The sequence below is a fragment of the Pseudomonas sp. NPDC089547 genome (assembly GCF_050280665.1).
In the GTDB taxonomy this organism is placed as follows: Bacteria; Pseudomonadota; Gammaproteobacteria; order Pseudomonadales; family Pseudomonadaceae; genus Aquipseudomonas.
In genome coordinates this window covers 66,042-78,353 of record NZ_JBNNVS010000018.1, presented here as the reverse complement: position 1 = coordinate 78,353, position 12,312 = coordinate 66,042, and the positions used below count along the sequence as shown (strand labels likewise).

Annotated in this window: 12 protein-coding genes; 3 read left to right on the top strand and 9 right to left on the bottom strand. The window is 61.3% G+C overall.

Features of this window, described 5'->3' with window-relative positions:
- Positions 1 to 227: 227 nt before the first annotated feature.
- From ACQKPZ_RS14770 to ACQKPZ_RS14760, 3 genes are all read right to left on the bottom strand, one after another.
- On the bottom strand, positions 228 to 809 hold the full coding sequence (locus tag ACQKPZ_RS14770; RefSeq protein WP_427539234.1) for a hypothetical protein: 582 nt from the start codon (positions 807 to 809) through the stop codon (positions 228 to 230).
- Positions 810 to 902: 93 nt separating this feature from the next.
- Entirely contained in the window at positions 903 to 1,997 is a 1,095-nt protein-coding gene (sfnG, locus tag ACQKPZ_RS14765) for a dimethylsulfone monooxygenase SfnG (RefSeq protein ID WP_427539231.1), read from the bottom strand.
- Between the two features lie 215 nt (positions 1,998 to 2,212).
- The gene (locus tag ACQKPZ_RS14760; RefSeq protein WP_427539228.1) at positions 2,213 to 2,479 is read right to left on the bottom strand and encodes a hypothetical protein; all 267 of its coding nucleotides are present in this window, start codon (positions 2,477 to 2,479) and stop codon (positions 2,213 to 2,215) included.
- A 346-nt stretch (positions 2,480 to 2,825) separates the two neighbouring features.
- Between ACQKPZ_RS14760 and ACQKPZ_RS14755 the strand changes: the two genes are divergently transcribed.
- Both ACQKPZ_RS14755 and ACQKPZ_RS14750 read left to right on the top strand, forming a co-directional pair.
- Positions 2,826 to 4,886 carry a TonB-dependent siderophore receptor gene (locus tag ACQKPZ_RS14755; protein WP_427539314.1) on the top strand — a complete coding sequence of 687 codons (2,061 nt, stop codon included), beginning with the start codon at positions 2,826 to 2,828 and terminating at the stop codon, positions 4,884 to 4,886.
- Positions 4,887 to 4,991: 105 nt separating this feature from the next.
- A complete protein-coding gene (locus ACQKPZ_RS14750) occupies positions 4,992 to 5,552 on the top strand; it encodes a nucleotidyltransferase family protein (protein WP_427539225.1) in 561 nt (186 codons plus the stop codon).
- Between the two features lie 24 nt (positions 5,553 to 5,576).
- Here the strand turns inward: ACQKPZ_RS14750 and ACQKPZ_RS14745 are convergent, their stop codons facing one another.
- The 5 genes from ACQKPZ_RS14745 to ACQKPZ_RS14725 all read right to left on the bottom strand — a co-directional run bounded on the left by ACQKPZ_RS14745 (position 5,577) and on the right by ACQKPZ_RS14725 (position 10,615).
- The gene (locus tag ACQKPZ_RS14745; RefSeq protein WP_391132495.1) at positions 5,577 to 6,131 is read right to left on the bottom strand and encodes a helix-turn-helix domain-containing protein; all 555 of its coding nucleotides are present in this window, start codon (positions 6,129 to 6,131) and stop codon (positions 5,577 to 5,579) included.
- Positions 6,132 to 6,410: 279 nt separating this feature from the next.
- Complete coding sequence (locus ACQKPZ_RS14740) at positions 6,411 to 7,769, bottom strand: aspartate aminotransferase family protein (protein ID WP_427539222.1); 1,359 nt, start codon at positions 7,767 to 7,769, stop codon at positions 6,411 to 6,413.
- Positions 7,770 to 7,838: 69 nt separating this feature from the next.
- On the bottom strand, positions 7,839 to 8,612 hold the full coding sequence (locus ACQKPZ_RS14735) for a gamma-glutamyl-gamma-aminobutyrate hydrolase family protein (RefSeq protein WP_427539220.1): 774 nt from the start codon (positions 8,610 to 8,612) through the stop codon (positions 7,839 to 7,841).
- Between the two features lie 74 nt (positions 8,613 to 8,686).
- On the bottom strand, positions 8,687 to 10,033 hold the full coding sequence (locus ACQKPZ_RS14730; RefSeq protein WP_391132501.1) for a glutamine synthetase family protein: 1,347 nt from the start codon (positions 10,031 to 10,033) through the stop codon (positions 8,687 to 8,689).
- 27 nt (positions 10,034 to 10,060) lie between these two features.
- On the bottom strand, positions 10,061 to 10,615 hold the full coding sequence (locus tag ACQKPZ_RS14725; RefSeq protein WP_427539217.1) for a helix-turn-helix domain-containing protein: 555 nt from the start codon (positions 10,613 to 10,615) through the stop codon (positions 10,061 to 10,063).
- A 204-nt stretch (positions 10,616 to 10,819) separates the two neighbouring features.
- Here ACQKPZ_RS14725 and ACQKPZ_RS14720 point away from each other — a divergent pair, with 204 nt between their 5' ends.
- Positions 10,820 to 11,524 (top strand): tellurite resistance TerB family protein, encoded by a 705-nt coding sequence (locus tag ACQKPZ_RS14720; RefSeq protein WP_427539214.1) that lies wholly within the window; start codon positions 10,820 to 10,822, stop codon positions 11,522 to 11,524.
- A 9-nt stretch (positions 11,525 to 11,533) separates the two neighbouring features.
- Here the strand turns inward: ACQKPZ_RS14720 and ACQKPZ_RS14715 are convergent, their stop codons facing one another.
- Positions 11,534 to 12,250, bottom strand: a complete 717-nt coding sequence (locus tag ACQKPZ_RS14715) for a murein L,D-transpeptidase catalytic domain family protein (RefSeq protein ID WP_427539211.1) — start codon at positions 12,248 to 12,250, stop codon at positions 11,534 to 11,536.
- Between the last annotated feature and the right edge of the window lie 62 nt (positions 12,251 to 12,312).

Here is a 12,312-nt window from a genome sequence, read left to right as displayed (position 1 = left end):
GCATCTGCGCGCGCTGGTCCTGAGGCATCTCTTAAGCATGGCACTTGTTTCGCCAGAGGATTGCGTGCGAGCGACCAGACGCATCCTGAAACCGACTTGGTTCACGTCTGCCATTGTGCGCTTTGTGCTTGCAGGTGTGCCCTTGAGCCGAGAGATGCCTGTAAAACAGGTCCATCACTGTCCCACGACGCGGCCCCAGCACACTCAAAAGCACCACTATCGCGCGATCAAGGGGCGCCGTTGCCCTCCACCGCCTTGGCGGTTTCGATCAACTTGTCGAACTTGCGGTTCAACTGGGCGAACTTCTTGTCACTCTCAGCGCGCGCCGTGATGTTGCCCGCCGAGCTGGCCTTGTCGGCAATGGTCACCACCGTCCAGTCCCAGTTCCTGGACACCCAGTAAACCAGCTCACCGTCCGCTGAAAACGCTTCAAGCCGGCCACCGCTATCCGGCACCGGCCTGGCGTCCTTGGTCATCGGCAGCAGTTGCTGAACCCGTGCCTCGTCGGTGGTATCCAGCTGCACCTCCACCTGGCGCAACTGGTCGGCCTCGTTGAACACGGCCTTGACTTGAGAGATGGCAAGGCCGCCCAGGTTGTAATCAGCCTTGGGTTTGGCGCCCTGATAGAACTCGGTAGGCACCTGGTAGTGATACCCAGTGAAATGCTCTACCTCGCCGAACTGCTGCTGCAGAATGGCCAAGGCCTGGGACTTGGGCATGCCCAGCGTGAACTCGCCGACCTCCAGCGCCGACCAGGCTTGCAGGGGGAAAATCGCGCAGGCGAACAGAAGCGGTAAGGTCCGTTTCATGGGGTAGTCTTCCTTGAAAATAGCCCTTCAACCTACCCCCTGGACCGCAACCAGGCAATACTGGCAGGGTGCCAAGCCCACCCTGCCCCGGCATCAGGCCACCGCTTTCTCGACACGCTGCGCCGCCTCCAGCTCACGCACCAAAGGCAGCACGTGCTCGCCGAAGTACGCCACTTCCTCCTGAAAATGCAGGAAGCCGGACAGGATCAAATCCACCCCCACTGCCTTCAGCGCTACGATGCGCTCGGCAATTTGCTGCGGCGTGCCGATCAGGTTGGTCTTGAAGCCATCGTTGTACTGCACCAGGTCCTCGAAGCTGGACTTGGCCCAGTTGCCCTCGCCCTCCGGGCTGGCGGCCCCGGCATGTTTTACCTCCTGGCCAAACGCACGCACCGCCTCGGGGTTGGCCTTGTCGATGATCTCTTGCAGCACCGCACGCGCTTCTTCCTCGGTATCGCGGGCGATGATGAAGGCATTCACCCCGATCTTTACCGAGTGGCCGTTGGCCGCCGCCTTGGTGCGGATATCGTCCACTTGGGCCTTGATTCCTTCCACGCTGTTGCCGTTGGTGAAGTACCAGTCCGACACCCGCGCCGCCATGTCCCGCGCCGCACGCGAACTGCCGCCCTGGAAGATCTCCGGGTGCGGTTGCTGCAGCGGTTTGGGTTTGAGGTTGTAGTTACGGAAGCGATAAAAATCGCCGTTGAAAGTGAAGTTGTCCTGCGTCCAGATGCCCTTGAGTGCGCGGATGAATTCTTCGGAGCGGCGATAGCGCTCGTCATGGTCCAGCCAAGGTTCGCCGATGGCATGGAACTCGCCCTTGAACCAGCCCGAGACCACGTTGATGGCGATGCGGCCGTTGGTGAACTGGTCGATGCTCGCCAACTGCTTGGCCGCCAGCGTCGGGCTCCACGGGCCAGGCAGGATGGCAGCGATGACCTTGAGCTTCTCCGTGGCGGCCAGCAGCGCGTGGCTGATGGTGACCGATTCGTGCTGGTTGTCGGCGCCGTAGCCGGCGGTGAAACGGATCTGCGACAGGGCGTAGTCGAAGCCGGATTTTTCAGCGATTTGCGCAAGCTTGCGGTTGTATTCGATGTCCCAGCTGGTGCGCTGCTCGATGGTGCTGACCACCAGGCCACCGCTGACATTGGGGACCCAGTAGGCGAACTTGAGTGGGGCGTGGCTCATGGGAAGCTCCTTGAGAATCCTTGGGGTTCAAGGAGATAGGAGCAGCAAGCGTGCCAACGGCTTGATGGCTTTACTTTCAATGAGTTGGCGATAAAAGGCGGCGATGCTGGCTGCATGTGATCAAACACGCTGTCGGATCACTGTTGCCTGCGCAACACCGCTGCTTGCTGCTAGCTCACCGGTTTTTGCGCATGCCCGCATGTGAGCATCCGCCATCAAAGAGCCAACCGCGCCAGCCGCTGCAGAGCCAGGATCACCTCATCATCCCGAGCCTCAAGGACATCCGCCTGAATAAGGGCGATCACCGCCTTCAGCAACTCAGTCTGGTTCATCTCTGTTTGCTGTTGAAGCGCGAGCATGTCCTTTGCCGTGTACGGATTAACCTTCATCGACAGCCGCCGAGTCGCATTGGAGCGCGCAAGCCCGCGCTGCGCCCGTTGTTCATCCAGCACCTGGATGAGCGCCAGGTGCGCAGCCTGCAATTGCCCACACCGCTCCACCTGCGCCAACTCTCATAGAACAGCAAATCACTTACTGATTTAGCAGGGACCTGTGGGAGCGGGCGTGCCCGCGAACACCGGCGCAGCCGGTGCCATACACCGCGTTGGATTCTTCGCTGGCGCGCCCGCTCCCACAGGGTAAGCGGTGCCCAGACCGTGCTTAGTGGGACGTGAAGAAACATGAAACATTATTTATCAATATTAATTCCCATTTGATGTAGTTTCTCATTCGCATAGAAATCGTACCCTTTACCACTCCCCGCCTCAGGAATTCGTCTTGAAACGTCACCTCCCCGCCCGCCTCCTGCTGGTCGGCGCATGCAGCGCCATGCCTGTCGTTCATGCCGCCGACAACCTCACCCTGCCCGCGACCCAGATCGACAGCACGAGCGAAGCAGTAGATGGCGTAAGCCAGGGCTACGAAGGCAGGGCTGCATCCAGTACCACCAAACTGGGCCTCACCGACAAACAGACCCCTCAGGGTGTAACGACCATCACCCGGCAGGCGTTGGACGATTTCAAGATCACCGGTATCAAGGACGCACTGCGGGCCGCACCATCGGTAACCGTCGAGCAAACCGAAACCGACCGTACCGAATTCACCTCGCGTGGCTTCGATATCAATACCTTCGAATACGACGGTACTGGCATGCCCTTCGTCAGCAGCACGCTGGTAGGCGACCAGGACCTGGCCGAATACGAGCAGATCGACGTCTTGCACGGCGCCAATGGTTTGATGAGCGGCGCCGGCAACCCGTCGGCCACGGTCAACTTCGTGCGTAAACGCCCAACCGACACCTTCCAGGCGCAGGTCGATACCAGCGTCGGCTCATGGGACAGCCGCCGGATCGACATCGACGTCGCCGGCCCGCTGACCGACAGCGGCAATGTGCGCGGCCGCTTCATCTACTCCCACGACAAGGGCAATTCGTGGATGGACCGCTACAGCCATGAGCGCAACGTGGCTGCCGGCCTGCTGGCGTTCGATGTGTCCGATGCCGACACTGTGACCGTGGGTTTCTCCCAGCACAACAGTGACTCCAACGGCAGCACCTGGGGCAACCTGCCGCTGGTGGACAACCACGGTAATGCCATTCATTACAGCGGGCGCAGTAGCAGCATCGGGCAGCCGTGGACCTACTGGAACCTGCACACCCAGCGGGCCTTCGTCGAGCTCAAGCATGACTTCGGCAGTGACTGGAACGCCACGCTCACGGCCACCGGGCAGCAGGAAAAACAGAACACCAACATGCTTTATGTGGGGGGCGTCTCCGGGGATGTCGCCGACGCGTATGCCAACCACACGCGCAGCGAGGCACACCAACTGCTGGGCGAGGCCAAGGTGCAAGGGCCGTTCAGCCTGTTCGGTCGCGAGCACCAACTGACCTTTGGGGCCGCGTATGGGCGCACTCATCAGAACGGCCAGGAGTATGACGAAGACCTGGAACACGGCAGTTTCTTCAACACTTCGTTCTCAGGCATCCTGGCGGGCAACACGCCAATGCCATCGTTTGGCGTCACCAGTGAGGGCCTGGCGCAGAACTTCCAGGACACCCAGAAAAGCGTATTCGCCGGGGCACGCTTCAGCCTGGCGGACAACCTTCACTGGATAGCCGGTGCACGTATGCTCAGTGCCGACGGCAAGGGTGAGAGCTACGGTTCAGAGCACTTCACACGCGCCCATGGCAAAGTCACGCCGTACACTGGCCTGGTCTACGACCTGAACGATGCATGGAGCCTCTACGGCAGCTGGACCAAAATCTACAACCCGCAGTACAACGTGGTCGGTACCGACGGCAAGCTGCTCGACCCTCTGGAGGGCAAGAGCATGGAAGTTGGCTTCAAAGGCAGCGTGATGGACGACCACCTGCACCTGACCGCTGCGCTGTTCAAGACCGAGCAGCGCAACGTGGCTGTGGATGCGGGGTTCGACGGGGTCAAGGAGGTTTACACGCCGGGCGATTTCAAGAGCCACGGCGTAGAGTTGCAAGCCTCCGGCGAAGTGGTACCGGGGCTGGACATGCTCGCTGGCTACACCTATGTGCGCATTGACGATGACAACGGCGAGCGTGCGCGCAAATATGTGCCGACCCACAGCGTGCGCGGTATGGTCACCTACCGCCTGCCAACCCTGCCACAGATGAAGGTTGGCGCCCGGGTCAGCTGGCAGACTGGCGTCGAGAACGACACCAACAGCGCCATCCACCAGAACGCCTACGGCCTGGTCGACCTGATGACCAGCTACGACATCGACAGCAACTGGAGCACGTCGCTGAACCTGAATAACGTCACCGACCGCAAATACCTGCTGTCGCTGTACAACAATGCGACAACCGCCAGCTACGGCGCACCACGCAACCTGACGGCCTCGGTGACCTGGAAGTATTGACCCCGCCTGTAGGGTGTTGCAATGCGCCGAGCGGTATCAAGTCATGACCCCGGCGCCATTCAGGTAAGCTCGGCTTCCTGCAATGCAACCCTCAAGGACGGCCCCATGCATTCACTGACTGACGAGCAGGTACTGGCGATCATCCGCGAAAACCCGGTAAACCGGGCGCTCCTGGACGTACTGCCAACGCTGGATATCCCCCACTGCATGCTGGTGGCAGGCGCGCTGTTCCAGACCGTCTGGAACCACCGCGCCGGGCTGCCTGCCCAACGGGGCATCAAGGATTACGACATCGCCTACTTCGACGAAGACTTGTCCTGGGAAGCAGAGGACCGGGTTATCGCCAGCGTGCAGCAGGCCTGCGCGCACCTGGGCGTGAATGTTGAAGTGCGCAACCAGGCCCGCGTTCATCTGTGGTACCAGGCTAAATTCGGTGGTGATTACGCGCCATTGCTCAAGGTCACGGATGGCATCGACCGCTACCTGATCCGCTCGACCTGCCTTGGGGTTGATGTGTGCACAGGCGCGCTGTACAGCACGCATGGCCTGGATGACCTGCAAAACGACCTGCTGCAGATGAACGAGCTGAACCCGCGCCCAGACTTGTTCAGGCAGAAAGCCGCCAGTTACCAGGCGCGTTGGCCATGGCTTGTCTTGGTTGCATAACGACGGCGTTAACCCACGCGCCCCTCAGCTGAACACCCAAAGCACACGGGTGGGCTTGTCGGTGAGGTTGGCGTAACGAAAACTGGCGTGGGGTTGCAGTTGAAAGCTGTCACTGGCGCGCAGCGTTACCGGCTCGCCGCCGCCCAGCCACACGGTCAGCTCGCCTTCGAGTACGAAGCAGCCCTGCTCCGAGCTGTCGTCCAGATACGCCTCACCACTGCTGGCGCCTGGCTCCAGGTGGCTATCGAGCATGGAGAAGGCGCCCGATATCGTGGGCGATGCAAGCACATCGGTGATGCCGCCCGCCAGGTGCAGGGTGCGGCGCTCGTGCGGGCGGGTAACCCAGTCGAGTTCGCGGGGTTTTTCCAGCTTGTAGAAATAGGCGGTCGAAACGCCGAGTTCTTCACTGATGGCGGTGAGGTCGGCTACGGTCGGGCGCGATACGCCCCGTTCAACCTGGGACAGAAAACCCACCGAGCGGCCGATGCGCTGGGCCAGCTCGCCCAGCGTCAGGCCTTTGAATTTGCGCAGGTCGCGAATCAGTACTGCCAGGCCTTCAATCTCTTCGTGCACTTTCATAGTTGAATCGCGACTTTCGGACGGGAAAATGAATGCCCTGAAAAGTACATGATTCATTTCACAAAGCAAAATGCTTCACACCGAAGGACCGCAGGCGGCCTACCACCTTGTCGGTTAGCGCGGCCCCCTGTAGGAGCGGCCTTGTGTCGCGATCGGGCTGCACAGCAGCCCCTCGATTTCAGCTTCGCCGCACTATTGCTGGGGCTGCTGCGCAGCCCGATCGCGACACAAGGCCGCTCCTACAGGGGACCGCGCCGCTGCCGAGGCAGGCGCTTTACGTTAGCGGATAGCCTCGTACGTGAGGTCCAGGCACTTGCGGGCCTTTTCCACCAGTTCGTCGATCTCTTCCAGGCTGATCACCAGCGGCGGCGCGATGATCATGGTGTCGCCCACGGCGCGCATGATCAGGCCGTTGTCGAAGCAGTACTGGCGGCAGATCATGCCAACACCTTTGCCTTCGTAACGGGCGCGGGTGGCCTTGTCTTTCACCAGCTCGATCGCACCGAGCATGCCCAGGCCGCGCACTTCGCCCACCAGCGGGTGGTCGGCCAGCTCGCGCAGGCGTTGTTGCAGATACGGCGCGGTTTTATCGTGCACCTGCTGAATGATCTGCTCATCACGCAAAATCCGCAGGTTCTCCAGGCCCACCGCAGCCGCCACCGGGTGGCCGGAATAGGTGAAGCCATGGTTGAAGTCGCCGCCTTCGCTGATGACCTTGGCCACTTCGTCGCGCACGATCACTCCGCCCATTGGAATGTAACCGGAGGTCAGGCCCTTGGCGATGGTCATCAGGTCGGGCTTGAGGTCGTAGTAGTCGCTGCCGAACCACTCGCCGGTACGGCCGAAACCGCAAATCACTTCGTCGGCAACGAAGAGGATGTCGTGCCTGGCCAGGATTTCCTTCACCTTCGGCCAGTAGGTTTGCGGTGGAATGATCACGCCACCGGCGCCCTGGATCGGTTCGGCGATAAAGGCGGCAACGTTGTCCACGCCAACTTCCAGGATCTTCTTCTCCAACTGCTCGGCCGCCCACACGCCAAAGTCGGCCTCAGTCATATCGCCGCCTTCGCCAAACCAGTACGGCTGCGGAATGTGCACGATATCCGGGATCACCCCGCCCTGCTGGTGCATGCCGCTCATGCCGCCCAGCGCCGCGCCCGCCACGGTGGAGCCGTGGTAACCGTTGATGCGGCCAATGATCACCTTCTTGTTCTTCTGGCCCTTGAGTGCCCAGTAATGGCGAACCATGCGCAGCACGGTGTCGTTGCCTTCGGAGCCGGAGCCAGTGAAGAACACGTGGTTCATGCCTTGCGGCGCCACATCGGCGATGGCCTTGGCCAACTCCAGCGCAGGCGGGTGCGCGGTCTGGAAGAACAGGTTGTAGTACGGCAGCTGCTTCATCTGCTGGCTGGCGACCTCGGCCAGTTCATCGCGGCCATAGCCGACCGCCACGCACCACAGGCCGGCCATGCCATCAAGAATCTTGTTGCCTTCGCTGTCCCACAGGTACACGCCCTTGGCCGACGTGACGATGCGCGGGCCCTTTTCGGCCAGTTGCTTCACATCGCTGAACGGGGCCAGGTGGTGGTCGCGGCTGATGGCTTGCCAGGCAAGGGTCTGCGAATTCTGTTCACTCATTTTTTTCACTCCATCACGTTGCACAGCCAGGCTGCGCAGGTATTTTTTATCAAAGGGAACGGTCGGTATTCAGGCGGACTGCAACAGTTTCTGGCGCAATACCGAGCGATGCCGGCAAGCCTTGCCAAACGACTGGAAGATGGTCAGGTAATGCGGGTTGTCCATGACCTGGAACTCGGGGTGCCATTGCACAGCCAAGGCAAAGCCCTTGCTGCCCTGGACTGAAATCGCTTCCACCAACCCGTCGGGTGCCAGCGCCTCCACCCTCAGCCCGGGCGCCAGTGCATCAATGCCCTGGCCGTGGATGGAATTGACGTCGAAGACCGCCGGCAAGCCCATGCGGTCGAGCAGGCCGCCGGGTTCCACATGCATGGTGTGACGCGGGCCATACTGCTTTTCGATAGGCTCGCCCTCGCCTTCGCGGTGGTCCATGAACATGCCGGTTTCGTGCACCTTCTGATGCAGCGTGCCGCCCAGCGCCACGTTCATCTCCTGGAAACCACGGCAAACCCCCAGCACCGGCACACCTGCGGCGATGGCTGCACGCATCAGCGGCAACGTGGTGGCATCACGCAAGGGGTCGTGGTGGGTCCCGGCAGCACTGGCCGGGCCGTTGTAGTGGAACGGCTCGATATTGGACGGCGAACCGGTGAAGATCAGCCCGTCCACCACGTCAAGAATGTCGGCGCTGTCCATCAGCTCGCCAAGGCTGGGTATCACGATGGGCAAGCCACAGGCTGCCTTGGCCGCCGCGCGTGCGTACTTTTCGGCGATGGTCTGGGTGGCATGCTGCTCAATCATGCTGGTGCATGCGGTAATGCCAATAACGGGCACACGTGGCATATCTTCCTCCGGCAAATCGGTATTGCGCGTGGTATTCAAACGTTGGGAAGGTGTTGCTGTTCGAGCTTCGGCACTTACAGGAACCAGCGGTACTCGCGGGCATCGATGTGGCGCATGAAGTCCAGTTGCTCCTGGTATTTGTTCTCGCAATAGACCATCACGAATTCACTGCCCAAGCCTTCGTTGACCACCGGGTGGTGACGCATGGCGGCCAGGGCACTGAGGGCATCCTTGGGGAAGTCGATGCCGCTCTGGCGGTTTTCGTTCAACGGGGCGATGGGTTCGGCGCCGCGATCCAGGCCATGCTCCATGCCCGTCAGGATGGCCGCCAGCACCAGATACGGGTTTGCATCGGCGCCAGCGATCCGGTGCTCGATACGCAGGTTGCGCGGGTCGGACTCGGGGATGCGAATGCAGGCGTCGCGGTCCTCGAAACCCCAGCTGGCCTTGCTGGCCGCATTGACCATGGCGCCGTAGCGGCGGTAGGCATTGTGGTTGGGGGCGAAGATCGGCATGCAGTGGGGCAGCAGCTCCAGGCATCCGGCCACCGCATGGCGCAGCTTGCGCTGCTCTGCGCCCGCCAGGATGTTGTTGCCAGCGCTGTCGTACAGGCTGACGTGCACATGCATGCCGCTGCCCGGCGCATCCAGGTACGGCTTGCTCATGAAGCTGGCACGGTAGCCGTGTTTCACCGCGATGCCGCGGGTACTGCGGCAGAACAGCGCCGACCAGTCTGCCGCGCTCAGGGCATCTTCGCTGTGCGCGAAGTTGATCTCGAACTGGCCTGGGCCAAGCTCCGCCGTGATGACGTTCGCCGGCACCCCCTGTTCGTTGGCGCCATCGACCATCTCGTGCAGCACTGACGAGAAGCGTGACAGCCGCTCGATGTGCATGTTCGGCTGGTCGTCTTCGTCGTCGGTCGCGGTATCCCGTGGGTACTGCGGCAGGCCGTTGTCGAGCTTGCGGTCGAACAGGTAGAACTCCAGCTCGAAGGCCACCACCGGGCGAATGCCACGTTTGGCCAGGCGCTGGATAACGCGGGCCAGTACTTCACGGGGTTCGAACTCGATAGGCTTGGCGGTGCCATCGGAGGTGATGAGCATCTGGGCAATCACTTCCTTTTCCCAGCGCACCGGTTTCAGGGTACCCGGCACCAGGCGCCGGGCGGCATCGGGGTCGCCGTCGGCGAAACAGTAGTCACCAATCGGGTAAAGGCCGCCCTGGGTGCCCAGCAGCACACAGTTTTGCGGCAGCTTCAACGGTGTGCCGGCTGCGACTTTTTCCAGCATGTCCATGGGGTAGCGCTTGCCATAGAAGTGCCCGGGGATATCCAGCGCAATCAGGTCGACATAACGTATTGCCGGGTGCTGCGCCCGGAACGAGCGCACTTCAGTCAGCAGGTCCGCAAAGATGACACTCATCTTCTTATCCTTGTGAGGTGAACAAATTCAGTTGAAGACCCAGAGCACGCGGGTGGTTTTTTCCGTCAGGTTGGCGTAACGAAACTGCGCGTGGGGTTGCAGCTGGAAGCAGTCGTTGGCCTGAAGGGTCACCGCGTCGCCCTCGCCCAGCCATACCGTGAGTTCGCCTTCGAGCACGAAACAGCCCTGCTCGGAACGGTCGCTCAGGTAATCCTCGCCACTGCTGGCGCCGGGCTCGAGATGGCTGTCGAGCATGGAGAAGGCGCCGGCGATGGTGGGCGAAGCCAGCACATCGGTGATGCCCGACTCCAGGTACAGCGTGCGCCGCTCATGGGGGCGCGTCACCCAGCCGATGCCGCGGGGCTTGCTCAGGTTGTAGAAGTAAGCGGTGGACACGCCGAGCGCTTCACTGATGGCGGTAAGGTCTGCCACGGTCGGGCGCGAAACGCCCCGCTCTACCTGGGAGAGGAAACCGACCGAACGGTTGATGCGTTCGGCCAGTTCACCCAGGGTCAGGTTCTTGAATTTGCGCAGGTCGTGAATAAGGATCGCGAGGGCTTCAACCTCTTCGTGCATCTTCATCGTTTCGGACTGCCGTGAAATTTTTAGTGTTATTTTTCATGAAAAATTACATAAAAAATTTCACGCGTCAAGCTGGGTGATACCCAAGTACCTCGAACCTGGCCGCATTCACCAACAACTTTGCAGCCAAACGGTCATGCCAGTTCACCTTGCGACAGCTATCGTTGCTGGTCTGGGCAACGACTACCGACCGAGGGTGGCGCCATGAACACCAGTGATTTGCTCGAACAGTTACTTCGGGCCGGGCAGCGCTCGCAAGCACCGCAAGGCGGCGGCATGTCAGCGCAAGACGGCCTGGGTGGTTTGCTGGGCGGGCTGCTTGGCGGTGGAAGTGCATCAGGTGGGGGGCTTGGTGGTTTACTGGGTGGCATTTTGGGCGGCGCTCGCAGCAGCGCTGGCGGCCAGACCCAGGTCCGCTCCGCTGGCGGCATCAATTATGCCGCCCTGGCTTCGTTGGGCATGATGGCGTTTCAGGCTTATCAAAGCTGGCAGCGCAGCCAGGCGGCAGCCCCGCAACAAGCGTTACGCACGGTAGACCAACTGTCCGGCCCCGAGGCCGAAGATCACAGCCATGCAATCCTGCGCGCATTGATCGCGGCAGCCAAGGCTGACGGTCGCATCGACGAGCAGGAAGAACAGCTGATCTACGCTGAAATCAAACGCCACGCCAACGACCCGCAACTGCAGCAGTGGCTGGATGAAGAAGTGAGCAAGCCACTGGATGCTGCCGAGGTCGCACGGTCGGCCCAGGACCCGGCCATGGCCGCAGAAATGTACCTGGCCAGCGTGATGCTGGTGGACGACCAACAGGACGCCGAGCGGGCCTACCTTGACGAACTGGCCGCCGCACTGCAAATCGACCCGACGTTACAGGTGCATCTGGAGCAGCAGGCCAAAGGGAGCGCCTGACCCACTCGCCTACTTGCTGGCGATCGATTGATCCGCCAGTGGGCAGCTCTGGGCGTTGAGGAAGCGCGATTTCTTCAGCCAATCCTGCTGCGGGTAATAGGCAAACACATAGCTGCCGCGCTGCAGCGTCTCGATCAGTTTGCCGGCAATGGCCGGGCGAACGGCCGGGCACCCCTGGCTGCGCCCCAGGCGCCCAAGGCCGGGCACGACCTTGGGGTCGGCGTAGGCGGCGGCATGCATCACGATCGCCCGCGACATACTGTTGTCGTTGAACCCCGGTTCCAGCCCTTGCAGCCGCAGCGAGCGACCGTGCTTGCCGCTATAGGTCTGGCCGGTTTCATAAAGGCCGAGAGAAGATTGGTAACTGTTTGGCGCATTGGAGAACGTGGTCGGCACATCAGCGCCGCTGTTCTTGCCGTGGGCAACCCACTCTTCGAACAACAGCTTTTTGGCGCGCAGGTCGAACACCCACAGGCGTTTGTCACGCGAGGGCTTTGAATAGTCGATCACCGTCAGCAACTTGTCCGCTTCGCTGTGGCTGGCACAGGCGTAGGCAGTAAGTGCCAGGGTCAAGGTCGAGAGGCTGGCGTTAGGCGCCAACCGTTGCAACTCGGCGGCACCAGGCAGGGGTTGCGCGTGCGCGGCCTGCCAGGCGCTGAGGAAAAACAGGCCAATACTGGCCAGCGAGAGCCGGATGGCCCCCTGCAATGGTTTGAACATCGACATGGATTACCCTGATGAAAACCTGGCGTTTCTTGCCTTGATTGCAGCCAAAAGCGGCTACTTTG

Bases quoted from the DNA above. Each gene is read 5' to 3' on its own strand.
- ACQKPZ_RS14770 (WP_427539234.1), bottom strand. From the start codon at position 809: ATGAAACGGACCTTACCGCTTCTGTTCGCCTGCGCGATTTTCCCCCTG.
- sfnG (WP_427539231.1), bottom strand. From the start codon at position 1,997: ATGAGCCACGCCCCACTCAAGTTCGCCTACTGGGTCCCCAATGTCAGC.
- ACQKPZ_RS14755 (WP_427539314.1), top strand. From the start codon at position 2,826: ATGCCTGTCGTTCATGCCGCCGACAACCTCACCCTGCCCGCGACCCAG.
- ACQKPZ_RS14750 (WP_427539225.1), top strand. From the start codon at position 4,992: ATGCATTCACTGACTGACGAGCAGGTACTGGCGATCATCCGCGAAAAC.
- ACQKPZ_RS14745 (WP_391132495.1), bottom strand. From the start codon at position 6,131: ATGAAAGTGCACGAAGAGATTGAAGGCCTGGCAGTACTGATTCGCGAC.
- ACQKPZ_RS14740 (WP_427539222.1), bottom strand. From the start codon at position 7,769: ATGAGTGAACAGAATTCGCAGACCCTTGCCTGGCAAGCCATCAGCCGC.
- ACQKPZ_RS14735 (WP_427539220.1), bottom strand. From the start codon at position 8,612: ATGCCACGTGTGCCCGTTATTGGCATTACCGCATGCACCAGCATGATT.
- ACQKPZ_RS14730 (WP_391132501.1), bottom strand. From the start codon at position 10,033: ATGAGTGTCATCTTTGCGGACCTGCTGACTGAAGTGCGCTCGTTCCGG.
- ACQKPZ_RS14725 (WP_427539217.1), bottom strand. From the start codon at position 10,615: ATGAAGATGCACGAAGAGGTTGAAGCCCTCGCGATCCTTATTCACGAC.
- ACQKPZ_RS14720 (WP_427539214.1), top strand. From the start codon at position 10,820: ATGAACACCAGTGATTTGCTCGAACAGTTACTTCGGGCCGGGCAGCGC.
- ACQKPZ_RS14715 (WP_427539211.1), bottom strand. From the start codon at position 12,250: ATGTCGATGTTCAAACCATTGCAGGGGGCCATCCGGCTCTCGCTGGCC.